Here is a 23,701-nt window from a genome sequence, read left to right on the forward strand (position 1 = left end):
GACCAATCTTCGCGAAATTCCGCTGCGCACCCTGACCGACAAGCCCACCTCGCTGGCCGAGCTGGCCGACGACCAGGTCGTGCTGCTGGTCAATGTCGCCTCCAAGTGCGGGCTCACCCCGCAGTACTCGGGCCTGGTCGAACTCCAGCAGACCTACGGGTCGCGCGGGTTCACCGTGGTCGGCGTGCCGTGCAACCAGTTCATGGGCCAGGAGCCGGGCACCGCCGAGGAGATCGCCGAGTTCTGCTCGGCGACCTACGGCGTGGACTTCCCGTTGCTGGAGAAGAGCGACGTGAACGGCGATGGCCGCATCCCGCTGTACCAGGAGCTGACCCAGGTGGCCGACGCCGACGGCGCGGCCGGGGACATCCAGTGGAACTTCGAGAAGTTCCTGATCGGCCGGGACGGCTCGGTGCTGGGCCGTTTCCGCCCGCGCACCGAGCCCAAGGACGCGGCGATCGTCGCCGCGATCGAGGCCGCGCTCTAGTCAGTCCTGGGACGGCCGGGCGCGGCGGCGATAACGGACCGCGCACGGCTGTTCCAGCTGGACCACCATCTTGGAGTGGTCGTTGCGGTAGCTGTCGGACGGCTGCGCCAGTTCGAACTCCCAGTCCCGCAACAGGATCGAGAAGATCGCCTTCAGCTGCATGAGCGCGAACGCCGCGCCCACACAGCGGTGCCGGCCCGCGCCGAACGGGATCCAGTTCCAGCGGTTGGCCAGATCCTCCTGATTCGGGTCCAGGTAGCGGCCCGGATCGAAATGCTCCGGATCCGGGAACGCCTCCGGAATCCGGTTGGAGACAGCGGGACTCGCCGCCACCAGGTCGCCCGGATCGATGCGGTGGCCGCACACCTCGAACTCCTCGCGCGCCACCCGCATCAGGATGATGAGCGGCGGGTGCAGGCGCAGCGCTTCCTTCAGCACCGCCTCCAGATTCGGAATCTGGCGCAGCGCATGGAAACTCACATCCGCGCCGTCGGCGTAGAGGGTGTCCAGTTCGGCGACCACCTGACCGAGCACCTCCGGGTGCCGGAGCAGTTCGATGATGGTCCAGGCGGCCGTCCCCGAGGTGGTGTGGTGACCGGCGAACATCATGGAGATGAAGATGCCGGTGACCTCGCTGGCCGAGAACCGGGGCTGGCCCTGCTCGTCGCGCACCGACACCAGCACGTCGAGCATGTCCCGATCGTCCTTGCCGGTCGGCGGATTCGCCATCCGCCCGGCCATGATGTGGCGCACCAGCTTCACCAGCTGGTGGCGGGCCTCGTCGCGGCGGCGGAAGCTCTCGATATCGGCGTACGGGTCGACGTAGCAGTAGGCGTCGGTACCGCGCTCGAGCTCATGGTAGAGGTGCGCGAAGCGGTCGTCGAGCTCCTCGCGGAACTTGGTCCCGATCAGGCAGGCCGAGGACGTGTAGATGGTGAGTTCGGCGAAGAATTCGAGCAGGTCGATCTCGCCCTCGTCGCCCCAGCGGGCCAGCATGCGTTCCACCTCGCGGGCGATGGTGGTGGCGTGCCCGCGCATCTGCTCGGCGCGCAGGGCGGTGTTGTGCAGCATTTCCTTGCGCCGTTCGGGCGGGGCGTCGAAGACCACGCCCTCGCCGAAGATCGGCTTCATGAACGGATACGCCGCGGCTTGATCGAGTTCATCGTCGCCGGCGCGGAAGAAGAACTCATTGGCCTGCGCACCGGTCAGCAGGATGACATCGCGATCCGCCAATCGGAACGAGCCGATATCACCGCATTCGCTCCGAACCCGGGCCATGAGGGCGATGGGATCGGTGCGGAATTCCTCCAAGTGGCCGTGCTCGTGCTCGCCACCGGATACCGCGCGCGGTTTGACCAGGGTCATCTGTGACCTCCCGGGTAGACACCTGTCCAGACGGTACTACGGAAGGGAATGCACGGCAAGGTATCCCACGGATTCCCGCGCGAAATCGGAATGGTTATTTCAGGGCCGCAGGATGCGCAGCGCGGATTTCTCCATGCGCTCGGCAATTTCGGCGTAGGACGCGTAACCCATGCCCGCGCGCACCAGCGCGCCCGCGTAGATCATTTCGAGCGTCTCGATGAGTTCGGGATCGGAGTCGGAGCCCAGCGCGTCGATCAACCGCCGCCGGATCTCGCCGCCGATCCGCAGCCGCAGATGCGCCACATCGGGGTCGACACCCAGTAGCGCGGCCGTCACGGCGCCCGCGAGTGTGGGCTCGTCGGCCATCAGCATCGCGATCTGCCGCAGCACTGCCAGCACCCGGGCGGTGGAGTCGATGCCCTCCCCGGCGGGTGCGTCCGTGGCGGCGAGCCGCCGCCAGAACATCTCCGCGACCAGGTGTTCCTTCGAAGAGAAATACGTGTACGCGGTCGCCGTGCCGACCCCGGCCCGGGCCGCGACCATGCGCACGGTCAGCCCCGCGAACCCCTCCTGGGACAGCACGTCCATGGCCGCCCGGGTGAGCTTGTCCACGGTGTCGGCCTGCTTCTCGGTGAGCCGCCGGCGGGTGGCCTCCATGCTCACCGCTGAGCGGTCGGAAAGGGGATCAGACACGTGTCCGGATGCTACTATGACTCGGCCCGCCGGGCAACTCGCGGTATGCGCGATCGGTATGAATGAGACCGCACCGGAAAGGCTTTCGAATGCTCCCCGCCGCGCTCTCCGCCACCCCGCGCGAATTGCCCGCACTCATCGAGCAAATCACCGCCACGCTGCCCCCGGACGAGGCCGCCGCATTGTCCGAGGCCGCCCGCACCTATGCGGGCAAGGGCGCGATCCTGGAGATCACCGCGGGCCCTGGCGATGCCGCCGATGCCTACGCCGCCGCCGTCCGGGAATGGCGCGCTCCGCTGCGCCTGCTGCTGATCACCGGCTCCGACTCCGCCGCCGCCGAACGCGCCTACGACGACTGGTCCCACTGGGTGGCCGGCGGCGGCCTGCTGGCACTGCGCGCCGCGGACGAGCTCTACCGCCGCGCCGAGGCCACCGGCAAGTTCCGCACCCTCGCCGCCACCGGAACCCTGCGCATCCTGCAGCGCATCGCCGCCTGCAACTAGCGGCTCGCTGCCATTTCGGCATTCAGCGCGCGAATGTAGGCGATCGCGAAGTCCGGGAACAATTCCCGCGGGTACGCGCCGCCGTCCAGGCCCCGCAGTTCGACCACCCCGTCCTGCATGCGGATATCGCTGATCCATTCGTACCGGATGCGGGTTCGCCGGCTGCCCAGGTGAATATCCGCCGCGTCCGGCCCGAAGCGTGCCGCGAAGCCCGTGCCCGGCGGGAACTGGTGCGCCATTTCCCTTTCCCGCCGATTCCGGTTCGCGGTGTAGGTCAGGGAGAACGCGACGGCCAGCAGCAGGATGCCCGCGGCCGCGAGCGGAATCGGCCCCGACCCGCGGATCGGATACAGCGTGCTCAGGTAGATCGACGAGAGCGCGGCGAAGATGATCGCCCGTCGCACCCGGAATCTGTGCGCCGGAACCCGGACCAGCCGGCTCGTGTCTCCGGGCCGCACGACGTAGACGGCCGACGGATCGGCCAGCGGCGGAATCGGACTCGGCGGATCGGCCGGGTGGGCATCCGCCGTCATGAGTTGGAGTGCGCTGTTGGGGAACAGTTCTCGCGGATAGGTGTGGTACTGCTGACCCTCGCCGAAGGCGACCGCCGCGGGCGTGACCTCCAGGTCGCGGATGCCGTCGTAGCGGACCCGGCGGTGGGTGTCCGCGCCCACCTGGACGTCGAACGCGGCGGGCCCGAACCGGGTCGCCATCACCGTGCCCGGCGCGGCCATGGCCGAGAACAGGGCCAATGTCCGTGCGGGATCGGAATTCCAGCGCCGCCGGTACATTCCGACCAGCGCCGCGCAGATCGCCAGCCCGATCAGCAGGCCGCTGACCGACCACAGCGAGTACAGCACGATCGCCGTGATCACCCAGCGCAGCGCGTTGCGGCGTCGTCGCCGGGAGTGCCGTCGCACCCAGGCCAGCGCCGACTCGGCCAGCGCCCGCGCGGTGTCCTCGTGCGTGATGAACACCGCGGTCGGGTCGGACAGGCCGGGCATCGGCGGCAAGGGTTCGAACACGGCTCGAGCGTACGATTCTTGCCGCCGTACCGAATCCGCAGGTGAATCGGCCATGGCGGCCGATCCGATCAGGCGGACGGGGTGTTCAGACCCAATGGGGTGAGCTTGGCGGCCAGCCGGTCCAGGTAGGCGAGGACCTCGTCCTCGGACTTGTCGGGCAGACCGTAGACGGCGTCGGTGACCCCGGCTTCGGCCCAGGCCGCGAGCTGGTCGGCGTCCGGCTTACCGGCCAGCGCCACCACGCGCGGGGCGCCCTGGCGGCCCGCCTCCTGCCAGTGCTTCAGCAGCAGGGCGGTGGAGGCGGAGATGTCGGACTCGTACGGCGTGGTGATCCAGCCGTCGCCGGAACGAGCGATCCACTTGAAGGTCTTCTCGGTGCCGCCCGCGCCGATCAGCAGCGGAATGTGCGACTGGACCGGCTTGGGCCAGGCCCAGCTGGGCCCGAAGGAGATGAAATCGCCGCTGTAGGAGGCTTCTTCCTCGGTCCAGAGGGTCCGCATCGCCTCCATGTACTCGCGCAGCACGGTGCGGCGCTTGTTGCCCGGGACGCCGTGGTCGGTGAGTTCGTCGGTGTTCCAGCCGAATCCGGCGCCGATGGTGACCCGGCCGCCGGAGAGGTGGTCCAGGGTGGCGATGGTCTTGGCGAGGGTGATCGGGTCGCTCTCGGTGGGCAGCGCCACCGCGGTGGACAACTCGATGCGGGAGGTGACGGCGGCCGCGGTGCCCAGCGCGACCCATGGGTCGAGGGTGCGGGTGTAGCGGTCGTCGGGCAGTTCGCTGGTGCCCGTGTGCGGGTGGGCGGCGTCGCGCCGGATCGGGATGTGAGTGTGCTCGGGCACGTAGAACGAGTCGAAACCGCGGTCCTCGGCCGCCTTGGCGGCGGCCGCGGGCGTGATACCGCGGTCGCTGGTGAAGAGAACGATGCCGAAACGCATGGGGGAGAAGTCCTTTCAGAGCTGCTTGGCGGCGGAGACGCCGGCGCGGCGGCCGAAGAAGCTGCCGTCGCCGAGGGAACAACCGGAGGCGTATCCGCCGGCGCAGATGCCGGAGGTGACGCGACCCGCGGCGTACAGGCCGGGGATCGGTTCGCCGGAGACGTGCAGGACCCGCGAGTCCAGATCGGTGCGCAGGCCGCCGAGTGTGAAGCCGCCGGTGTAGCCGCGCAGGTCGTAGGCGCCCAGCGGGGTCCGGATGGGCTTGACCCATTCGGTCTTCTTGTTCAGGAACGGGTCGTTGCCCTGCGCCGCGTGGTGGTTGTAGAGGTCGATGGTCGACTGGAGGGTGTGCTCCGGCAGCCCCATCTCGCCTTCCAGCTCCGCGACAGTCTCGGCGACCCAGGTCGGCGCGATGCGCAGGAACGACATGGACGACTTGGTCTCCATGGCCTCCTCCAGCGCGAGCTCGTCGATCACCAGGTACGCCTTGTTGTCCTGATCCTGCAGCACGGCCTGACCCATGCGCCCGGGGTAGGTGTCCTCGGTGATGAACCGCTGCCCGTGCCCGTTCACCAGGATGCCGCGGGCCACCAGCTGCGGGTCCACCACCAGGGCCACCTCGGTGGCGTCCATGTGGGCGAGGTCCGCGCCGAGCGCCTGCGCCACCCGGATGCCGATGCCGTCGTGCTCCTCGACCGTGGCGGCCGGGCGGCCGGCGATCTTGGGCGCGAACTGTTCCACCATCTCGTGGTTGTAGGCGAAGCTGCCGGTGGCCAGCACCACGCCGCGCTCGGCACGTACGTGCACGGGCTTGCCGTAGCGGGTGGCGGCCACGCCGACCACGCGGCCGGTCTCGTCCACGATGAGCCGCCGCATCCGCACGTCGTACTCGTGCCGCACGCCCAGCTCGTCGGCCTTCTGGGCGAGCGGCTCCATCAGCATGTAGCCGCCGCCCTTCTCGCCCAGCTTCTTGTCCTTGGTCCAGGCCAGGTGACCGCGCGGGGCGGGCGGGATCTTGTCCTTGAAGGGGGCGGCGTTCTCGCCGCCGGAGAACATCAGGCCCTCATCGGCAGGCGGCTCGTAGCCGGGTTCGCCCCAGAACACCTCGTTGAACGGGACACCCTGCGCGACAAGCCAATCGAAGTGCTCGACACTGCCCTGGCAGTAGTCGTGGATCTTGGCCTTGTCGACGCCGGGGCCCAGGGCCGCGGTGAGGAACGCCTCCATGTTCTCGGCGGTGTCCTCGAAGCCCAGCTTCCGCTGGAGCGCCGTGCCACCGCCGAGATAGATGAAGCCGCCGGACATGGCGGCCGCGCCGCCCCAGCCGCCGGTGCGTTCCAGCACCAGGACATCGGCCCCGGAGCGGGCGGCCTCGAGGGACGCGCACACCCCGGCGATGCCGAAGCCGACGACCACGACGTCGGCCTGGTAGTCCCAGGTCTCGACCTCATCGGCCAGAAGCGGGCTGACGCTTGCGGTTTCCGCCATTGTCTCTGTATTCCTCACTGCGGGTCGGGATTACTACTTCTTCTGGTCTTTGGCGAGCGTCTTGCGTACGGCGCCGTCGAGCTTGGTCGCGCTGGGCCAGCCCACATAGTGGGCCAGGAACACCGTGATCTCGCGCAGCTGATCGGCGTCGAGCTCGCCGTTGCGCAGGGCCGCGCCCACCTGGATCTCGAGGATGTCGGCGTGCCCCTGCGCGGTGATCGCGCCGAGCAGCAACATGCGCCGGTCCCGCATGGAGAGGCCGGGCCGGTTCCAGATATCCGCGAAGAGATGATCCGCGGTGACCTCGAAGAACGGGTCGCCGGAGAAGTTCGGCAGGTCGAAGCCGTACACCTCCGACATCGTCTTCAGGCCCTGCTGCCGCTGTTCGGACATCTGCTCGTCGCTCATTTCTGCTCCTTCGCAATGGATCCGGGCCCCACGCCGAGTCCGTCTCCCAAGTTGTGCAAGGCCTGCTGCGCCAGCGGTAGGTCGAGATCCAACCGGCCCGCGAGATCCAAGGCCAAGGACAGGTCCTTCTCACCGAGATCGCGCACATGACCGAGGATGGGGAACCAGAAATCGTCCGCCTCGACCGGTGCGGTGGTCTTGCGCAGCATGATCGCGCCGGGCCCGCCGGTGTGCGAGTCGGAATGCCGGACCACCTTGCCGAGGGCGGCGATATCCAGTCCCGCGGCCTCGGCCAGCCGCTGCGCCTCCGACGCCGCGGTGAAGGCGACGAAGTGGAGCAGGTTGCGCGCCAGTTTCATCCGCGTGCCCGCGCCGACGTCGCCGGCGTGGATGACCAGCGATCCGAACCGCCCGAACGGCTCGCGCACCGCCTCGAAGGCGGCGGGACTGCCGCCCACCATGACCGCGAGCGCGCCCTGCTGCGCGGCGGGCGCCCCGCCGCTGATCGGCGCGTCCACGAATTCGACACCGTGCGAAGCGCATTCGGCACCGAGTTCCACGGCGGTCCGATCGGAGATGGTGGAGTGCACCGCGATCACGGTGCCGGGCTTCGCGGTCCGGAGCAGACCGTCCGGGCCGGTCACCACCGTGCGCACCTGCGCGTCGTCGAGGACGACCACCGAGATGACCCGGCACCGCTCGGCCACGTCCGCGGCGGTCGCGGCGGCGGTCGCCCCCGCGTCGGTGAACGGCCGCAGCGCGTCGGCCCGCATATCGCAGACCACGAGCCCGCCCGGCCATTCGACCAGCCGCTGCGCCATCGGCGCACCCATATTGCCGAGTCCGATGAACCCGATCGAGATGCCCTCGCTCATGGCCGGAACACCTGCCCGCCATCGACATTCAGCACCTGACCGGTGACCCAGCCCGCGTCGTCGGACAGCAGGTACAGGCAGGCCCCGACCATGTCCTCGGTGGTGCCGAGCCGCTTGAGCGCCATCTGCTTCACCAGCTGATCCACGAACTGCTCGGGCACGATGCTGCGGGTGGCCTCGGTGTCGGTGGGTCCCGGTGCGATGGCGTTCACCCGAATCCTGGAGTGCCCCAACTCGTGTGCCAGCTGCTGGGTGAGGCTGTTGATCCCGGCCTTGGCCAGCCCGTAGAAGCCGGAGTAGGTCCAGGCGGCGGTGGAGGACTGGTTCACGATGGACCCGCCGCCCGCCTTGGCGATGTGCTTGTAGACCGCGCGGGTGACGTTCAGCGCGCCGTCGAGGTTCACGGCCATGAACTTCTTGTAGTAGTCCCACGGCACGGACACCAGCAGGTCCAGCTTCATATCGCCGTAGATGGCGGCATTGTTGACCAGGTGGTTGATGCCGCCGAACTCGGCGACGGTGAAATCGGCCAGGGCCTTGGCGGATTCCGGATCGGCGACGTCGACCGGCGCGAAGACCGCGACGCCGCCGTCGGCGGTGATCTCCTTGGCGGTCGCCTCGCCCAGTTCGCTGTTCAGGTCGGCGACGACGACTTTCGCGCCCTCGGCGGCCAGCGCCTTCGCGTAGGCCGCCCCGATGCCGCGCGCGGCGCCGGTGACGATGATCGACCTGTCGGTGAATCGGCTCATGTCGGTACTCCTCAGACGCCGGTCGCGATGAGTTTGGTCTCGGTGTATTCCTCGAATCCGAGGACGCCCATTTCCCGGCCCACGCCGGACTGCTTGTAGCCGCCGAAGGGCGCGTCGGCCGAATACCAGATGCCGCCGTTGACGCTGAGCGTCCCGGTGCGCACGCCGTTCACGACCTCGCGCAGCCGCTCGGGGTCGCTGCCCCACACCGTGCCGGACAGGCCGTAAGGGGAGTCGTTGGCGATGCGGACGGCATCGGCGTCACCGTCGTGCGGGATGACGGTGAGGACCGGCCCGAAGATCTCCTCCTGGGCCACGATGGAACTGTTGGGCAGGCCCGTGATCAGCGTCGGTTCGACGAACCAGCCGTTCTCACGGTCGGGCCGCTTGCCGCCGGTGACGATGGTGCCGCCCTCGGCGCGCGCGATGTCGAGATAGCGCTCGATCCGCGCCCGCTGGCGTTCGGAGATGACCGGGCCGCACACGGTTCCGGGTTTCGCCGGATCCCCGGGACGAATGCCCGCCATGGTGCGCGCGGCGGCTTCGACGGCCTGATCGTGCAGTTCGCGCGGCACCAGCAGGCGGGTGCTGATCGCACAGCCCTGGCCCGCGTGTACGCACACGCCGAACGCGGCATAGCTCGCGGCGGCCGCGATGTCCGCGTCGTCGAGCACGATGAACGCTGACTTGCCGCCCAGCTCCAGGAACACCTTCTTCAGCGACGCCGCCGCGGCGGTCATCACCGCCTTGCCGGTCTGGGTGGACCCGGTGAACGAGATCATGTCCACCCGCGGATCGGTGACCAGCTGCGTGCCGAGGCCGTGATCGTCGGAGGTGACGATATTGACCACCCCGGCCGGAATGTCGGTCTCCTCGGCGATGATCCGGCCCACGGCCGCCGCGCACCACGGGGTGTCGGGCGCGGGCTTGAGCACCACGGTGTTTCCGGCCGCGAGCGCCGGACCCAGTTTGGCGAAGTTGATCTGGTGCGGGAAATTCCAGGGCGTGATCGCCCCGACCACGCCGATGGGTTCGCGCCGCAGCCGGCGCGAGCTCTTGATCCCCATGGGCGCGGCGACCCCGAGATCGGTTTCCCACGCGTAGTTCTCGGCCAGATCGGCGAAGTAGCCGAGATCCCCGACCGGTCCCTCCAGCTGCGGACCGCTGGTGAGCATGCGGGGTGCGCCCGCCTCGGCGATGGTGATCTCGCGCAGTTCCTCGATGTGCCCGCGCAGGGCGTCGCGCAGCTGCCGGAGGCAGGCCGCGCGGAATGCCGGATCGCGGGACCAGTCGGTGGTGTCGAAGGCGGTGCGGGCCGCGGCGATGGCCGCGTCCATATCGGCGGAGTCGGCATTGGCGGCATAGCCGAGGGGTTCCCCGGTGGCCGGGTCGACGGTGGTGAACACACCGCCGCCGCCGGGCGTCAACTTGCCGCCGATCAGCAGGTGCGAACCGCCGTCGGGGACGAGATCGCTCGGGCTCATAGGTAGCTCCCATGCTGTCCGGACACGTGTACGGACTATAGGTTCGCGGCTCGGAAACGCGCAAGAACAGGTTTCAGTTTCTGCGGTCCGGCCGATTTTCTTCGCGGGATTCCGTTGTGAGGTGATCCCGTCGCTAGTACCGTACAGACACATGTCCAGCTACGTGTCTCCGTTGCTGGAAAACGTTCGTCAGAGCCGATGAACGAGTTATCGAATACGAGGTGGACCCACCATGACCGCAGCCTCGCTGGAGCCGCTGCTGTTCGACCCCTACGACTACCGCATCCACGAGGACCCCTACCCCGTGTACCAGCGGTTGCGCACCGAGGCCCCGGTGTACCACCACCCCGAGCTGGACTTCTGGGCGCTCTCGCGGCACGGGGACGTGGCGGCCGGCTTCCGGGACAACGTGCGCCTTTCCAGTGCCAACGGGGTCTCGCTCGACCCCGCCGCCTGGGGGCCGCACGCCTGGCGAACCATGTCCTTCCTGGCCATGGACGACCCCCGGCACCTGCGTCTGCGCAAGCTCGTCTACCAGGGATTCACACCCCGGCGGGTGACCGAGATGGGCGCGCGGATCCGCGAGATCACCCTGCGCTACCTCGAACCCGCCCTGGCCGGCGGCGATTTCGACTGGATCGACGCGGTCGCGGGCCAGGTCCCGATGGACGTCATCTCCGAACTGCTCGGCGTGCCCGAAGCCGATCGCGCCGAACTCCGGCGGCTGGCCGACCTCCTGGTGCATCGTGAGGAGGGCGTGCTGGACGTGCCGATCGCGGCCATGGAGGCGGCCATGAAACTCGCGGGCTACTACAACGAGATCCTCGCCGAACGGAAGCGCAAACGCGCCGACGACCTCACCTCGGCCCTGCTCGACGCCGAGGCCGACGGGGACCGGCTGACCGAGGAGGAGATCCTCGGCTTCATGTTCCTCATGGTGGTCGCAGGCAACGAGACCACCACCAAACTGCTCGGCAACGCCCTGTACTGGGCGGGCCGCAATCCCGAGCAGTACGCCAAGGCCGCCGCCCACCCCGAACTCGTGGAGGACTGGGTCGAGGAGACCCTGCGCTACGACGCCTCCAGCCAGATCCTGGCGCGCACCGCCGCCGAGGACCTCGAGTACTACGGGCAGACCATTCCCGCGGGCTCGAAGGTGCTGCTGCTCATCGGATCCGCCAATCGCGACGACGCCGTCTTCCACGACCCGGATCGCTACGACCTCGAACGCGGCGACAAGGGCGGGCTGATCAGCTTCGGCCGCGGCGTGCACTTCTGCCTCGGCGCGCACCTGGCGCGACTGGAGGCGTCGATCGTGTTGCGCGAGTTCGCCGCTCGCGTCCGCTCGTACGGCATCGCCGACACCGGTATCCAGCGCGTGCATTCGGTGAATGTGCGCGGCTTCGCCCACTTGCCCGTCTCCGTGGAGGTTCGCTGAATGGCCCGCTTCGCACCGCATCCCGCCCGCCGCCCCGCCATCGTGGCGGGCGCGTCCTCCGGAATCGGGGCCGCCACCGCGGAAGCCCTTGCCGCGCTGGGACACCCGGTCGCGCTGGGTGCGCGCCGGGTGGAGATCTGCGAAACCCTCGCCGAGAAGATCCGCGCCGAGGGCGGGGAAGCCTTCGCCGGACGGCTCGACGTCTGCGATACCGCCTCGGTGAACGAATTCGTCACCGCCGCCGAGTCGGCGCTCGGGCCCACCGAGGTCCTGGTCTCCGGCGCGGGCGACCTCGAATTCGGGCAGGGCTGGGCGATGGATCCCGACCTGTTCGAATCCCAGGTGCGGGTGCACCTGGTCGGCGCGCAACGCCTCGCGCACCGGGTGCTGCCCGGCATGATCGAGCGGCAGCGCGGCGACTTCGTGGTCATCGGCTCCGACTGCGCCGTGCGGGCCCGGCCCGGCGCGGGCGCGTACAACGCCGCCAAGACCGGCGTCGAGGCGTTCGCCACCCAGCTGCGCATGGAACTGGAGGGCACCGGCGTGCGCTCGTCCATCGTGCGGCCGGGCCAGACCCTCACCGGCATGGGCATGCAGGCCACCCCGGAAGTGGTGGGTCCGCTGCTGGAGAACTGGGTGAAGTGGGGATTCGCCCGGCACCCGCAGTTCCTGCGGCCCGCCGATCTCGCGGCGGCCGTGTCCGCGGTCGTGTCCACCCCGCGCGGCGTGCACCTGGTGCTGGTGGAGGTCCAGCCCGAAGCGCCACTGCGCGAGCCGAATCCGGAAGGACCCTGACCATGCGCCTGGTCGTCGATCTCGACCTCTGCCAGGGCCACGCCGTCTGCCAGGACGAGGCCCCCGACCTCTTCGAGGTGCCCAAACAGGGACAGGTGCGGATCCTGCGCGCCGACCCCGGCACCGACCTGGACGCGGCCCGCGCCGCCGTCCGCTACTGCCCGACCCAGGCCCTGTCGCTCGTAGACGACAGCGCTGTCGAATGAAGGAGACAGCCGTGAGCTGGTCCCGCGACGAACTCGACGAGATGATCCGCCGCTGGGTGGACGAGAACAAACAGTGTGAGGCGGCCGGGGACTGGAAACCCCTCGAGCACTTCTACACCGACGACGCCACCTATGGCTGGAACTACGGTCCGCAGCAGGAATTCATGGCCGTCGGACGCGACGAGATCCGCGATATCGCGCTCGGCCAGGAGATGTTCGGGCTCGAGGGCTGGACGTACCCGTACCAGGAATTCGTGGTCGACGAGCGCACCGGCAGCGTCATCGGATTCTGGAAACAGGTCAACGATCAGCAGCGGGCCGACGGACGGCCCTACAGCCCGGAAGGGCTCGGCGGCAGCTGGTTCCGCTACGCCGGGAACTACCAGTGGAGCTGGCAGCGCGACTTCTTCGACTTCGGCAATGTGACCGCGCTGTTCGTGGAGATGATTTCGAACAACGCGCTCTCGTCCGGCATGCGCAAGCGCATGGAACGGTCCATGTCGGGCGAACCGTTGCCCGGCTGGTACCCGGTCGGGAAGGGGCCGGTGCCCCTGTGGTGACCAGCAGATACGCGTCACTCACCAGATCCGAACTGGCCCTGCTGGTTCCGGAACTGCTGCTGTGCGGGCACCTCATCGACCGGTCCGGGATGGCGCACGTGCTCGGCGCGCTCGGCCGGGAGGGCATGACCGCGGTCGCCATCGACGAATGGCAGCTGGCCAGCCCGGTCTACACCCGGCGCATGCGGCGGGCGCTCGGCATCACAAGTGACGGGGTGGACGCCATCTTCAAGGGCTTCCAGCTGGATATCGGCGCGCCACCGCAGTTCATGGACTTCCGCTACACGGTGATCGACCACGATCACGGGGAATTCCATCTCGACCACTGCGGCGCGCTCGCCGACGTCGAGCCGATGGGCACCGAATTCGTGGTGGCCATGTGCCACGACATCGAGGACCCCACCTTCGACGCGACCGCGCTCGCCACCAATCCGCACGCCCAGGTGCGACCCGTGCATCGGCCGCCCCGCGAACCGGCGGACCGGAAACCGGTGTGCGCGTGGACCGTCACGATCGATCCCGCGCACGAACCGCCGATCCCGCACGAGGACGCGCAGGTGGTGGCCGGATCCGAGGCCGCCGCCACCGTGCTCGACCCCATCGACCCGGAAGATCCCGGGCAGGCGGACTATACGGGGCCGCTGCTGAGTGACCTGCGGTTCGAGGACTTCTCGCGCTCGGCGCTCATCCGGATCGCCGACGAGGTGTGCCTGCAGCACCACCTGCTCACCCTCGGCTACCGGACCGCGGTGGAGAAGCGCGCGAAACCGGAAGTGGCGCTGGACATCCTGCGCAAACAGTTCACCGGCATCGCGGGCCTCACCGCCGAACGCATCCGCATCGCGCTCGGGCTCGGCGACGGTATGGCGGCGTTGGCCAAGGTGCTGCGCCTGCACCCGGCGCTGAACCCGGCCGCCTATGTCGACGTCGGCGTGACGGCCGAGACCGCCGGTGGGGAGCAGCTGGTCGAACTGCGCATCGGCCGCGGCTGCGGCGCGGTCGACGACGGCGCCTGGCCCGCCCTGCTCGACCCCGGCCATCTTCAGCCGCTCGACGCCCTGGTGCGCGGGGTGAACCCGCGTTTCCACGCCCGGGTCCGCGAGGCCGCCGACTGCGGGCTCACCCTCGAAATCGGTTGCGCCGACCTGCCGTTCCGGGAAGCCGACGAGGTCGCCATCACCCGGTTCAGCTCCGGGGCGGCCTTCACCTTCACCGACCGGGGCACACCGCTGCCGCTCACCGTCCTGTAGCCGGAACACACCAGGAGAAACGGCCATGGCGTGCAACTTCGCCGACCTCTACGAACACTCGGCCGACGCCGTGTCGGACCGGACCGCCGTGATCGAGGGGACACGGCGGCTCACCTTCGCCCAGCTCGACGCCCGCGCCAACCGGGTCGCCCACCACCTGGCGGCGGCCGGGGCCGGGCCCGGCACCCACATCGGGTTCCACATGCACAACAGCATCGAGAGCCTCGAAACCCTGCTGGGCTGCTACAAGATTCGCGCGGTGCCGGTCAATATCAACTACCGGTACCGGGCCGAGGAACTGCGCTACGTCTACGACAACGCCGACCTCGAGATGGCGGTGCACCACCGCTGCTACGCGCCGCTCATCGAGGAGATCCGCGATCAGCTGCCGAAGCTGCGGCACACCCTGGTCGTGGAGGACGACCAAGGGGGAGCGGGACTGCCGAGCCGTTCGCTGCCCTACGAGGAGGCGCTCGAATCGGCCTCCGGCATCCGGGATTTCGGGCCGCGCAGCGCCGACGACCACTTCATCATGTACACCGGCGGCACCACCGGTCTGCCCAAGGGCGTCATCTGGCGCCAGGAGGACATGTGGCGGGTGCTCGGCGGCGGCATCGACTTCTACACCGGTGAACCCGTCGCCGACGAATACCAGCAGTCCCGGGTGGCCGCGCAGAACGAGTTCCCCATGACCTGGTTCGTGCTACCGCCGCTCATCCACGCCGCCGCCATGATGCCCACCTTCACCGCGCTGTGGTCGGGCAACGCGGTGCTGTTCCAGCCGCGCTTCGATCCCGACGAGGTGTGGCGGGTGGTGGCGCGGGAACGGCCGCACGTCCTGGTCGTCACCGGCGACGCCATCGCCCGGCCGCTGGTCGACTCGTATCGGGCCGCGCCCGTGGACGCCTCCTCGCTCATCTCCATCGGGTCAGGGGCGGCGCAACTGACCCAGCCGGTGAAGAACGCACTGCTGGAACTGTTCCCGAGCACCCTGGTCACCGAGTCCATCGGTTCGTCCGAAACCGGTTTCGGCGGAATCGGATTCGCGCAGAAGGACGACGACCCGGCCCGCGCGCCGCGAGTGAGCACCGGCCGAGGCGCGCTGGTGGTCGACGATGACGGGCGGCCCGTCGCACCCGGCGGGGAGGGATGGGTGGCCAAGACCGGCAATGTGCCGATCGGGTACTACAAGGATCCGGTCAAGACCGGCAAGCTGTTCCGCGTCGTGGACGGCGTGCGAATGGTGATCACCGACGATCGCGCGCGCGTCGAATCCGACGGGTCGGTCACGTTGATCGGGCGCGGCAACATGGTCATCAACACCGGCGGGGAGAAGGTCTTTCCCGAGGAGGTCGAGGCCACCCTCAAGGCCCATCCGGCGGTCTACGACGCGGTGGTGGTGGGGGTCCCGCACGAGCGCTGGGGACAGCTGGTCGCGGCCGTGGTCTCCCCGGCGGACGGCGACATCGACCTGGCGGCCCTGGAGGCTCATGTGCGCGATCGTCTCGCCGGATACAAACTGGCGCGGCGGATTTGGGTGGCCGCGACCGTCGCCCGGACCCCGAGCGGGAAGCCCGACTACCGGTGGGCGAAGGCATATGTCGCCGAGCGGGCGCCAGACCATGAAAGTAGGTGACCGGTGAGCGGACGAACTGCGTGAAACAACCGGCGCGCCTAGGTGAAACCTGTTCTAATTCGAACATGGTAGATGCCCACACCGTGCTCGGGGAGCGGGTCAGCATGCCGGTGCGGATCCGGCACGCGGACGCGAGTTCGGCGCTGTTCCTCGTCGACGCCCGCGCCGCCGCCGAACTGCTCACCGGCACCGGGCTGGAGCCGCTCACCGTGCTCGGCAAGGCCGTGCTCTCGCTGGCCTTCGTGCGCTACGTCGACGGCGACCTCGGGCCGTACCACGAATTCGCTTTCTCGATCATGGCGAAACAGCCCGGGCGCAAGGACAGCACCGGGGCCTACATCCACTGGCTGCCGGTGAACCAGAGCTTCACCTGCGAAGCGGGACAGTCGATCTGGGGATTCCCTAAGCTCATGGCCGACATCGACATCACGCCCGACGGGCGCGGGCACCGGTGCGAGGTCCGCGTCGAGGGGCAGTTCGTGCTCGCGCTGCGAGTCGCCGACGGTATCCCGATGCCCGCCGGCGCGGGCGGGGCCTCCATCGACGCCTACACCTCGCGCAACGGAATCCTGCGCCGCACACCCTGGATCATGAACCCCGGCCAGGTCCGGGGACGGCCGGGCGGCGCCCGCATCCACCTCGGAGACCACCCCGTCTCCGATCAACTGCGCGCCCTCGGGCTGCCTGGGCGCGCACTGTTCTCCAGCCGGATCGGCGCGCTCCGCATGACTTTCGAGGACGCCGCCACGGTCTTGCAGACCCAGGAGGTCCGATGAGCCGCACTGCACTGGTCACCGGAGCGGCCAGCGGCCAGGGCCGCGTCGTCGCGCAACGCCTCGCCGCCGCGGGCTGGCAGGTGGCCGCCGTCGACGTCAACGCCGACGGGCTGGCCGTCACCGCCGCCCGCTCGCCCAACACCCACACCTACGAATGCGACGTCTCCGATGCCGCGCAGGTCCGGGCCGTCGTCGACAAGGTGCGCTCGGAACTGGGGACCATCGACCGGCTGGTGCACGCGGCCGGCATCGGCCATGTGCACGCCTCGGTGCTGGACCACGACGTGGCCCTGATCCGGAAGATGATGGACGTCAACTACATCGGGACCGTCAACCTGGTGCAGGCGGTCGTGCCCGCCATGCGCGACGCGGACGCGGGGACCGTGGTGCTGTTCGCCTCGCTCGTCGGCTGGCTGCCCTCACCCGGCATGGCCGGATACACCGCGTCCAAGCACGCCGTCATCGGCTTCGCCGACAGCCTCTCCTATGAACTGCACGGCACCGGCGTGCGCCTGCTCGTCCTGTGCCCGCCCGGCGTCGAGACCCCGTTCCTGGACGTGGTCCGCGAGGAGAACGCCAGCGTGCTCGGCAACGCGGTCCCCGTCACCCCGGAATTCGTCGTCGACGCCCTGGAAAAGGCGTTGGCCGCACCGAAGACGCCGCTCTACGTATTCCCCGGAGAGGCTCGGCCCGCCTATTACATGCGGCGATTCCTGCCCGGCGTAGCGCGGGCCATCATCCGGCGCACGATCCGTCCGATCGAGTAGCACCCCCGAACGTGGATGCCGGCACGTGCTCCGATCGGCATCCGCTCCGGTGCTGGGCGGCCGGGCTCTGCGGCCGCCCAGCACCCGTATCCCGCAACCATCCAGCAATAATTCAGTAGCGCTATCACTTCCCTCCGGGCACTCTGGGCTCTCTGCAAGCACTAGCCGAGAGGGGGATGAATGAGTACGCGCACGTCCGCGGTACGGCTGGTTCTGCGCTATTACGGCCGGGAAATGGCCCGGCGCAAAGCCATCACGATCACGGCCATGCTGGGGCCCGCCCTCGGCAATATCTGCCAGCTCTACATCGCGCCGCTGCTGGTCGCGATCGTCGTCGGCAAGGTCGCCGCCACCGGTGACTCGTCCATCGGCGCGCTCGCACCCTATGTGGTGGGGTTCGGCGCGCTGCTGTTCATCTCCGAGGTGTGCTGGCGCGTCGGCATCCACTTCCTGAACCGCCTGGACGCCAACGGGATCGAGAACCTCTACAACACCGCGATGGACGAACTCCTCGCCAAGGACTCCGCGTTCTTCCACAACAACTTCGCGGGCTCGCTGACCAAGCGCGCGCTGAGTTTCGCCACCCGGTTCGAGGACTTCGCCGACACCTTCGCCTTCGAGATCGTCGCCGCCTTCGTGCCGCTGACCTTCGCGTCGGTGGTGCTGTGGCGCTACGACCCGATGCTGGTCGTCGTGCTGCTCGGCCTCATCGCCGTCAGCGGCGTGGTCGTCACCCCGCTCATCCGGCGCCGCCAGCATCTGGTCGACGACCGCGAGGCGGCCATCGCCCTGGTGTCCGGGCACGTCTCCGACACCCTGTCGAACATGCAGGCGGTGCGGGCCTTCGCGGCCGAACCCGAGGAGATCGCCGAACACCGGCGGCGGGTCGCGGTGCAACGGCGAAAGTCGTTGCTGTCGTGGGATTACAACAATCTCTACATCGACACCGCCATCACCCCGCTGATGGTGATCGTGAACGTGGCCGGGCTGCTCATCGCCCTCGGCATGGGCGGCGGGCACGCGTCGGTCGAGGTGATCATGGTGGCCTTCACCTACTACTGGAACGCCACCGGGATCATGTTCCGGTTCAACCAGATCTACCGGCGGCTGGAGAGCACCACCACCGAGGCCGCGCAGTTCACCGAGCTGCTGCTGGAATCGCCGACCGTGCTCGACATCGCCGAACCGGAACCCTTGCGGCCCAAGGGATCCGACATCCGGTTCGAGAAGGTGAACTTCGCGCACGCGGGGGCGCAGCCGCTGTTCCGCGGCCTGGATCTGCACGTGCCCGGCGGCGCGCGCATCGGCCTGGTCGGCCGGTCCGGCGGCGGCAAGAGCACGCTCACCCAGTTGCTGCTGCGCATGATGGACATCGACGGCGGCGTGATCCGCATCGGCGGACAGGACATCTCACGACTGCGCCAGAACGATCTGCGCAGTCTGCTGTCCTACGTGCCGCAGGACCCGGCCATGTTCCACCGATCGCTGAGCGACAACATCCGCTTCGCCCGGCCCGAGGCCACCGACGAGGAGGTGCGGCGCGCCGCCAAGGCCGCCCACGTCACCGAGTTCGCGGACGGGCTGCCCGACGGCATGGGGACGCTCATCGGCGAGCGCGGCGTGAAACTGTCCGGCGGACAACGCCAGCGGGTCGCGCTCGCGCGGGCCATCCTGCGCGACGCCCCGATCCTGCTGCTGGACGAGGCCACCAGCGCCCTCGACTCCGAGAGCGAGATCCTGGTGCAACAGGCGCTCTGGGAGTTGATGGAAGGGCGTACGGCGCTGGTGGTCGCGCACCGGTTGAGCACCGTGGCCGGGATGGACCGGCTCATCGTGCTCGATCGCGGGCGGATCGTCGAACAGGGCAGCCACGAGGAACTGCTGCGCGGAGAAGGCACCTACGCGCAACTGTGGCGGCACCAGTCCGGCGGATTCCTGGCCGAGGAAGTGGCCGCCCGCTGATGGTTCGAGGTGGTGACGGGAGAGGTTCCGTCACCACCTCGAATTCCTCAGTTGCCCTGGAAGTTCGGCTTACGCTTCTCGGCGAACGCGCGCGGGCCTTCCTTGGCGTCATTGCTGCGGAAGACCGGCAGGCCGACCTTGGCGTCGATCTTGAACGCCTCTTCCTCGTGCAGGCCCTCGGTGTCGCGGATGACCTTCAGGATCGCCTGCACGGCCAGCGGGCCGTTGTTGTTGATCAGCTCGGCGATCTCGAGGGCCTTGTCCAGCGCGGTGCCGTCCGGCACCACGTGGCCGATCAGACCGAAGTTCAGCGCCTCCGCGGCGGTGATGTGGCGGCCGGTCAGCAGCAGCTCCGCGGCCACGGTGTACGGGATCTGGCGCGGCAGGCGCACCGCCGAGCCGCCCATCGGGAACAGGCTCCACTTCGCCTCGGACACACCGAACTTGGCGCTCTCACCGGCGATGCGGATGTCGGTGCCCTGCAGGATCTCGGTGCCGCCCGCGATGGCAGCGCCCTCGACCGCGGCGATCAGCGGCTTGGTCAGACGGCGGCCCTTGAGCAGACCCGGCATGCGGGACGGGTCGAAGGCCGAACCCTCCTTCATGCCGTCCTCGGGCTTGTTCTTGTTCATGTTCTTCAGATCCGCGCCCGCGCAGAACGCGCCGCCGGCACCGGTGAGGATGCAGGAGCGGATCTCCGGATCGTTGTCGACCGTGTCCCACGCCGCGGTCATGATGGCCAGCATCTCGCCGGTCAGCGCGTTCTTGGACTTCGGGCGGTTCATGGTGACGATGAGCGTCGCGCCACGCTTCTCGACCAGCGCGTGCGGCTCGGTGTTGGCGGGGGTTTCAGCAGTCGCTGCGGTCATCGCCGACCCTTCTTTCGATATGGACGAACCAAGATTCCGGCACGAAAGTACCCCGCGCCGTTGTCCTAAACAATAACGTGTTCTAGTTTGAACCATGGTGACCGCCGTCACGGGCGGCAAGTAGTGGAGAGAGTCCCATGAGCACAACGAGTAAGGCGAAGCTTCCGCCGCGCGTCACGGAATCCCTCATCAACCGGCTGACCGCGATGGTGACCGCGGGCAAGGCCGGCGAGGCCCGCGAGCCCTTCGAGATGACCGAGGTCTACACCGGCGACGTCGTCGGCTACCTGCCCCAATCCTCCCCCGAGGATGTGGTGGCCGCGGCCGAAATGGCTCGCGCCGCGCAGAAGGAATGGGCCGCCCGCCCGCTCAAGGACCGGCTCGCGGTCTTCGAGCGCGCGCACGAGCTGCTGCTCACCGAGATCGAGACGCTCGCCGACCTGATCCAGATCGGCTGCGGCAAGGCCCGGCGCATGGCCATCGAGGAAGTGTGCGACACCCCGCTGGTGATCGCGCAGTATCTCAAGACCGCCGAGAAGACGCTCAAGCCCAAGAAGCGCTCCGGGCCCATGCCGGTCATCACCTCCTCCACCGAGGAGCACCGGCCGAAGGGCGTCGTCGCGGTCATCGCGCCGTGGAACTTCCCGTTCGCCATCTCCATGTCCGACTCCACCCCGGCGTTGATCGCGGGCAACGGCGTGATCATGAAGCCGGACAACAAGACCGCGCTGTGCACCCTGTACGGCATCGAACTGCTCCACAAGGCGGGCCTGCCGCGCGGGCTCATCCAGGTGGTCTGCGGCATCGGCCCCGATGTCGGGCCGACCCTGATCGACAATGTCGAGTTCGTCATGTTCACCGGCTCCACCGCCACCGGCCGCACCATCGGCGAGCAGTCGGGGCGAAACCTGATCGGGTGCAGCCTCGAGCTCGGCGGCAAGAACCCGATGATCGTGCTCGATGACGTCAACTTCGACGAGGCCATCCCGTCGATCCTGTTCGCGGCCTTCGGCAACGCCGGCCAGATCTGCATGCACATCGAGCGCATCTACGTGCAGGAACGCATCTACGACGAGTTCCTCCGCCGGTTCACCGCGGCCGCGGACGAACTCGCCGGGAAGATGGGCGCGTCCTACGACTTCGCACCCGAGATGGGGTCGCTGGTCTCCGTCGACCACATGAAGCGGGTCGCGGCGCACGTCGACGAGGCGCGGGAGAAGGGCGCGACCATCGTCACCGGTGGCAACCCGCGTCCGGACCTCGGACCGGCCTTCTTCGAGCCGACCGTCCTCACCGATGTCACCAAGGACATGGCGCTGGCCACCATGGAAACCTTCGGACCGGTCGTCAGCATCTACAAGTACAAGACCGACGACGAGGCCGTGGCCCTCGCGAACGACACCCCCTACGGGTTGAACGCCGCCATCTGGACCGGAAACTTCGACCGCGCAACGAAACTCGCCGAGCGCATCGAATCCGGCTCGATCAACATCAACGACGGCTTCATTACCAGCTATGCCGCCAAGGGCACGCCGTCGGGCGGCGTCAAGCAGTCCGGCGTCGGCACCCGCCACGGCGCGGCCGGGCTGCTGAAGTACACCGACACCATCAATGTCGGCGTGCAGAAGAAGCAGATCATGGCCTCCCGCTCCTCCATGCCCTACGAGAAGCAGCTCAAGTCCACCCTGGTCACCCTGCGCCTGATGCGCCGCCTGCACCTGGGCTGACCGCCTTCGCGCGGAAAAGGGTTCCACGTCACAGGGTCCCGGCCACCTGGCCGGGACCCTGTGACGCTGTTCCGGGTCAGGGACGCTGCGCGGTCAGCGTCAGGTGCGCGACGCCGATGATGTGCGATCCCATCGAGAACGACACCACCGTGGGGGTCGTGGTCGCGGCCAGCCCCAGGCTCGGCGTGTCCAGTGCCAGCACCGAGATCTGATAGTTGTGCGGGCGGTCCCCGTTGGGCGGGCACGGACCCAGGTAGCCCGCCGCGCCCGCGTCGTTGGTTCCGGCGACACCGGCCGCACCCGCCGTGAAATCGGTGGCGGTGGCGGGGATATCCCAGTTCACCCAATGCCAGAAGCCGGCGCCGGTCGGGGCATCCGGATCGAACATGGTGACCGCGAAGCTCTTCGCCCCCGCCGGAGCCCCCGACCACCGCAGCCGCGGTGCGTGATTGGCGGCGGTGCACCCGAACGCACCCGCGTAGAAGTCGGCGGGGAAGGCGTGATCGCCGGTGGCGTCCGGGGTGGTGACCGTGAACTGGGCGGCCGAGGCCGGGACCACGGGCCGAACCTGAACGGACGCAGCCGGATTCGCGGCGGGCGTGGGCGTCGAATCCCCGCTGTCGCCGCAGGCGGCGGCGGACAGCAGGGCCGCCACCGCGAAGGTCGCGGAAACGATGCGTGCGATGCGAGTCATGGCGGTTCTCCTCGGATTCGAATGACAGGACGAGCATCCCGAAATCCGCAACCCCCGGGGAGAGCCTCCGCACCCTGGTATTCCGCGTACCACCCGGCCGCTCCTACGCTGGACACGCACGAATGAAGGAGCGAGCGTGGACACGACGACATCCGGCCAGGAGCTCGGCGCTTTCCTACGCGCCATGCGTGAGCGACTGACACCCGAGCAAGCGGGCCTCCCGGCCGTCGGCCAACGCCGCACCCCCGGCCTGCGCAGGCAGGAAGTGGCGCAGCTCGCCGCCGTCAGCATCGACTGGTACATCCGCCTCGAACAGGGCCGCGTCGGCACCCCCGGCGCCGCGGTCCTCGACGCCCTCTCCGAGGCGCTGCACCTCACCGACACCGAACGCGCCCACCTCCACCTCATCGCCCGCGGCGCCACACCCCCGCCCCGCGCCCCCATCGCCGCCCCGCCCGCCTCGCTCCTGGCGATCCTCGACGGCATGCCCGCCCTCCCCGCCTACCTGACCGACTTCCGCCTGGACGTCCTCGCCCGCAACACCGCCGCCGTGGCCCTCTTCGGCCCCGGATTCGACTCCGGCACCAACACCGCCCGCCTGACCCTGCTCGACCCCGGCCTCCGCGCCGGTCAACTCGACTGGGCCCGCATCGCCCGCGAAACCGTCGGCATCCTCCGCCGCAACCAGGCCCGCCATCCCGCCGACCCCGGCCTGCGCACCCTCATCGACGAATTACGCACGGACAGCCCCGAATTCGCCGACTGGTGGGACGACCACACCGTCCAGGACCGCAGCCACGGCACCAAACGCATCCGCCACCCCGAAGCCGGCGACCTCACCGTCGCCTATGACAGCCTCACCAGCCCCAACGACCCCGACCACACCCTCACGATCCTCACCCCCGCCGACCCCGCCACCACCGCGGCCCTCGACACCTTGCTCGCCACCCACGCGAATCGTCTGGGCACCACCCGGCTTCGCCCCGTCGCCGGATGACGCACGGCCCCG

24 protein-coding genes are annotated in these 23,701 nt (G+C 68.9%); 13 read left to right on the forward strand and 11 right to left on the reverse strand.

What is annotated here, in order from left to right; translation table 11 throughout:
* Positions 1-22 precede the first annotated feature (22 nt).
* Entirely contained in the window at positions 23-487 is a 465-nt protein-coding gene (locus ABZ412_RS02865) for a glutathione peroxidase (RefSeq protein ID WP_357275946.1), read from the forward strand.
* Here ABZ412_RS02865 and ABZ412_RS02870 read toward each other — a convergent pair whose 3' ends face one another.
* A complete protein-coding gene (locus ABZ412_RS02870) occupies positions 488-1,852 on the reverse strand; it encodes a cytochrome P450 (protein ID WP_357275500.1) in 1,365 nt (454 codons plus the stop codon). It abuts the gene before it with no gap.
* 99 nt (positions 1,853-1,951) lie between these two features.
* Entirely contained in the window at positions 1,952-2,515 is a 564-nt protein-coding gene (locus tag ABZ412_RS02875) for a helix-turn-helix domain-containing protein (protein WP_357275948.1), read from the reverse strand.
* Positions 2,516-2,634: 119 nt separating this feature from the next.
* On the opposite strand from ABZ412_RS02875, the gene ABZ412_RS02880 reads away from it, so the two are divergent.
* Positions 2,635-3,048, forward strand: a complete 414-nt coding sequence (locus tag ABZ412_RS02880) for a hypothetical protein (protein ID WP_357275502.1) — start codon at positions 2,635-2,637, stop codon at positions 3,046-3,048.
* On the opposite strand, the gene ABZ412_RS02885 is transcribed toward ABZ412_RS02880, so the two are convergent.
* The 7 genes from ABZ412_RS02885 to ABZ412_RS02915 form a co-directional block, all read right to left on the reverse strand.
* Positions 3,045-4,073, reverse strand: a complete 1,029-nt coding sequence (locus ABZ412_RS02885) for a hypothetical protein (RefSeq protein WP_357275504.1) — start codon at positions 4,071-4,073, stop codon at positions 3,045-3,047. The genes ABZ412_RS02880 and ABZ412_RS02885 overlap by 4 nt on opposite strands.
* Positions 4,074-4,141: 68 nt before the next feature.
* Positions 4,142-5,008: an LLM class F420-dependent oxidoreductase gene (locus tag ABZ412_RS02890; protein WP_357275507.1), complete on the reverse strand. Its 867-nt coding sequence runs from the start codon at positions 5,006-5,008 to the stop codon at positions 4,142-4,144.
* A gap of 15 nt (positions 5,009-5,023) precedes the next feature.
* Positions 5,024-6,496, reverse strand: a complete 1,473-nt coding sequence (locus ABZ412_RS02895; RefSeq protein WP_357275510.1) for an FAD-dependent oxidoreductase — start codon at positions 6,494-6,496, stop codon at positions 5,024-5,026.
* A 33-nt stretch (positions 6,497-6,529) separates the two neighbouring features.
* Complete coding sequence (locus tag ABZ412_RS02900; protein WP_357275512.1) at positions 6,530-6,904, reverse strand: carboxymuconolactone decarboxylase family protein; 375 nt, start codon at positions 6,902-6,904, stop codon at positions 6,530-6,532.
* Positions 6,901-7,779 carry an NAD(P)-dependent oxidoreductase gene (locus ABZ412_RS02905; protein ID WP_357275515.1) on the reverse strand — a complete coding sequence of 293 codons (879 nt, stop codon included), beginning with the start codon at positions 7,777-7,779 and terminating at the stop codon, positions 6,901-6,903. Before ABZ412_RS02905 ends, ABZ412_RS02900 begins: the two co-directional genes overlap by 4 nt.
* Positions 7,776-8,528 carry an SDR family oxidoreductase gene (locus ABZ412_RS02910; protein ID WP_357275517.1) on the reverse strand — a complete coding sequence of 251 codons (753 nt, stop codon included), beginning with the start codon at positions 8,526-8,528 and terminating at the stop codon, positions 7,776-7,778. The genes ABZ412_RS02905 and ABZ412_RS02910 overlap by 4 nt, the downstream gene beginning before the upstream one ends.
* 11 nt (positions 8,529-8,539) lie before the next feature.
* Entirely contained in the window at positions 8,540-10,012 is a 1,473-nt protein-coding gene (locus ABZ412_RS02915; RefSeq protein ID WP_357275519.1) for an aldehyde dehydrogenase, read from the reverse strand.
* A gap of 232 nt (positions 10,013-10,244) precedes the next feature.
* Between ABZ412_RS02915 and ABZ412_RS02920 the strand changes: the two genes are divergently transcribed.
* The 9 genes from ABZ412_RS02920 (at position 10,245) to ABZ412_RS02960 (ending at position 19,402) form a co-directional block, all read left to right on the forward strand.
* On the forward strand, positions 10,245-11,450 hold the full coding sequence (locus ABZ412_RS02920) for a cytochrome P450 (protein WP_357275521.1): 1,206 nt from the start codon (positions 10,245-10,247) through the stop codon (positions 11,448-11,450).
* On the forward strand, positions 11,451-12,245 hold the full coding sequence (locus ABZ412_RS02925; protein WP_357275523.1) for an SDR family oxidoreductase: 795 nt from the start codon (positions 11,451-11,453) through the stop codon (positions 12,243-12,245).
* A gap of 2 nt (positions 12,246-12,247) precedes the next feature.
* Positions 12,248-12,451: a ferredoxin gene (locus ABZ412_RS02930; protein WP_357275524.1), complete on the forward strand. Its 204-nt coding sequence runs from the start codon at positions 12,248-12,250 to the stop codon at positions 12,449-12,451.
* Complete coding sequence (locus ABZ412_RS02935; protein ID WP_357275527.1) at positions 12,448-13,011, forward strand: nuclear transport factor 2 family protein; 564 nt, start codon at positions 12,448-12,450, stop codon at positions 13,009-13,011. The genes ABZ412_RS02930 and ABZ412_RS02935 overlap by 4 nt, the downstream gene beginning before the upstream one ends.
* Positions 13,005-14,261 carry a hypothetical protein gene (locus ABZ412_RS02940; protein ID WP_357275529.1) on the forward strand — a complete coding sequence of 419 codons (1,257 nt, stop codon included), beginning with the start codon at positions 13,005-13,007 and terminating at the stop codon, positions 14,259-14,261. The genes ABZ412_RS02935 and ABZ412_RS02940 overlap by 7 nt, the downstream gene beginning before the upstream one ends.
* Before the next feature lie 25 nt (positions 14,262-14,286).
* Positions 14,287-15,897, forward strand: coding sequence for an acyl-CoA synthetase (locus ABZ412_RS02945; protein WP_357275531.1), 1,611 nt, complete (start codon positions 14,287-14,289; stop codon positions 15,895-15,897).
* A 65-nt stretch (positions 15,898-15,962) separates the two neighbouring features.
* Positions 15,963-16,673, forward strand: a complete 711-nt coding sequence (locus tag ABZ412_RS02950) for an acetoacetate decarboxylase family protein (protein ID WP_357275534.1) — start codon at positions 15,963-15,965, stop codon at positions 16,671-16,673.
* The gene (locus ABZ412_RS02955) at positions 16,670-17,440 is read left to right on the forward strand and encodes an SDR family oxidoreductase (protein WP_357275536.1); all 771 of its coding nucleotides are present in this window, start codon (positions 16,670-16,672) and stop codon (positions 17,438-17,440) included. The genes ABZ412_RS02950 and ABZ412_RS02955 overlap by 4 nt, the downstream gene beginning before the upstream one ends.
* A 180-nt stretch (positions 17,441-17,620) precedes the next feature.
* Entirely contained in the window at positions 17,621-19,402 is a 1,782-nt protein-coding gene (locus tag ABZ412_RS02960; RefSeq protein ID WP_357275538.1) for an ABC transporter ATP-binding protein, read from the forward strand.
* A 47-nt stretch (positions 19,403-19,449) separates the two neighbouring features.
* On the opposite strand, the gene ABZ412_RS02965 is transcribed toward ABZ412_RS02960, so the two are convergent.
* Entirely contained in the window at positions 19,450-20,271 is an 822-nt protein-coding gene (locus ABZ412_RS02965; RefSeq protein ID WP_357275541.1) for a crotonase/enoyl-CoA hydratase family protein, read from the reverse strand.
* Positions 20,272-20,408: 137 nt separating this feature from the next.
* On the opposite strand from ABZ412_RS02965, the gene ABZ412_RS02970 reads away from it, so the two are divergent.
* A complete protein-coding gene (locus tag ABZ412_RS02970; protein WP_357275543.1) occupies positions 20,409-21,998 on the forward strand; it encodes a succinic semialdehyde dehydrogenase in 1,590 nt (529 codons plus the stop codon).
* Positions 21,999-22,074: 76 nt separating this feature from the next.
* On the opposite strand, the gene ABZ412_RS02975 is transcribed toward ABZ412_RS02970, so the two are convergent.
* Positions 22,075-22,692 carry a YbhB/YbcL family Raf kinase inhibitor-like protein gene (locus tag ABZ412_RS02975; RefSeq protein WP_357275545.1) on the reverse strand — a complete coding sequence of 206 codons (618 nt, stop codon included), beginning with the start codon at positions 22,690-22,692 and terminating at the stop codon, positions 22,075-22,077.
* A gap of 136 nt (positions 22,693-22,828) precedes the next feature.
* Between ABZ412_RS02975 and ABZ412_RS02980 the strand changes: the two genes are divergently transcribed.
* Positions 22,829-23,689, forward strand: coding sequence for a helix-turn-helix transcriptional regulator (locus tag ABZ412_RS02980; RefSeq protein ID WP_357275548.1), 861 nt, complete (start codon positions 22,829-22,831; stop codon positions 23,687-23,689).
* Positions 23,690-23,701 lie beyond the last annotated feature (12 nt).

Source organism: Nocardia sp. NPDC005746 (assembly GCF_040630785.1).
Taxonomy (GTDB): domain Bacteria; phylum Actinomycetota; class Actinomycetes; order Mycobacteriales; family Mycobacteriaceae; genus Nocardia.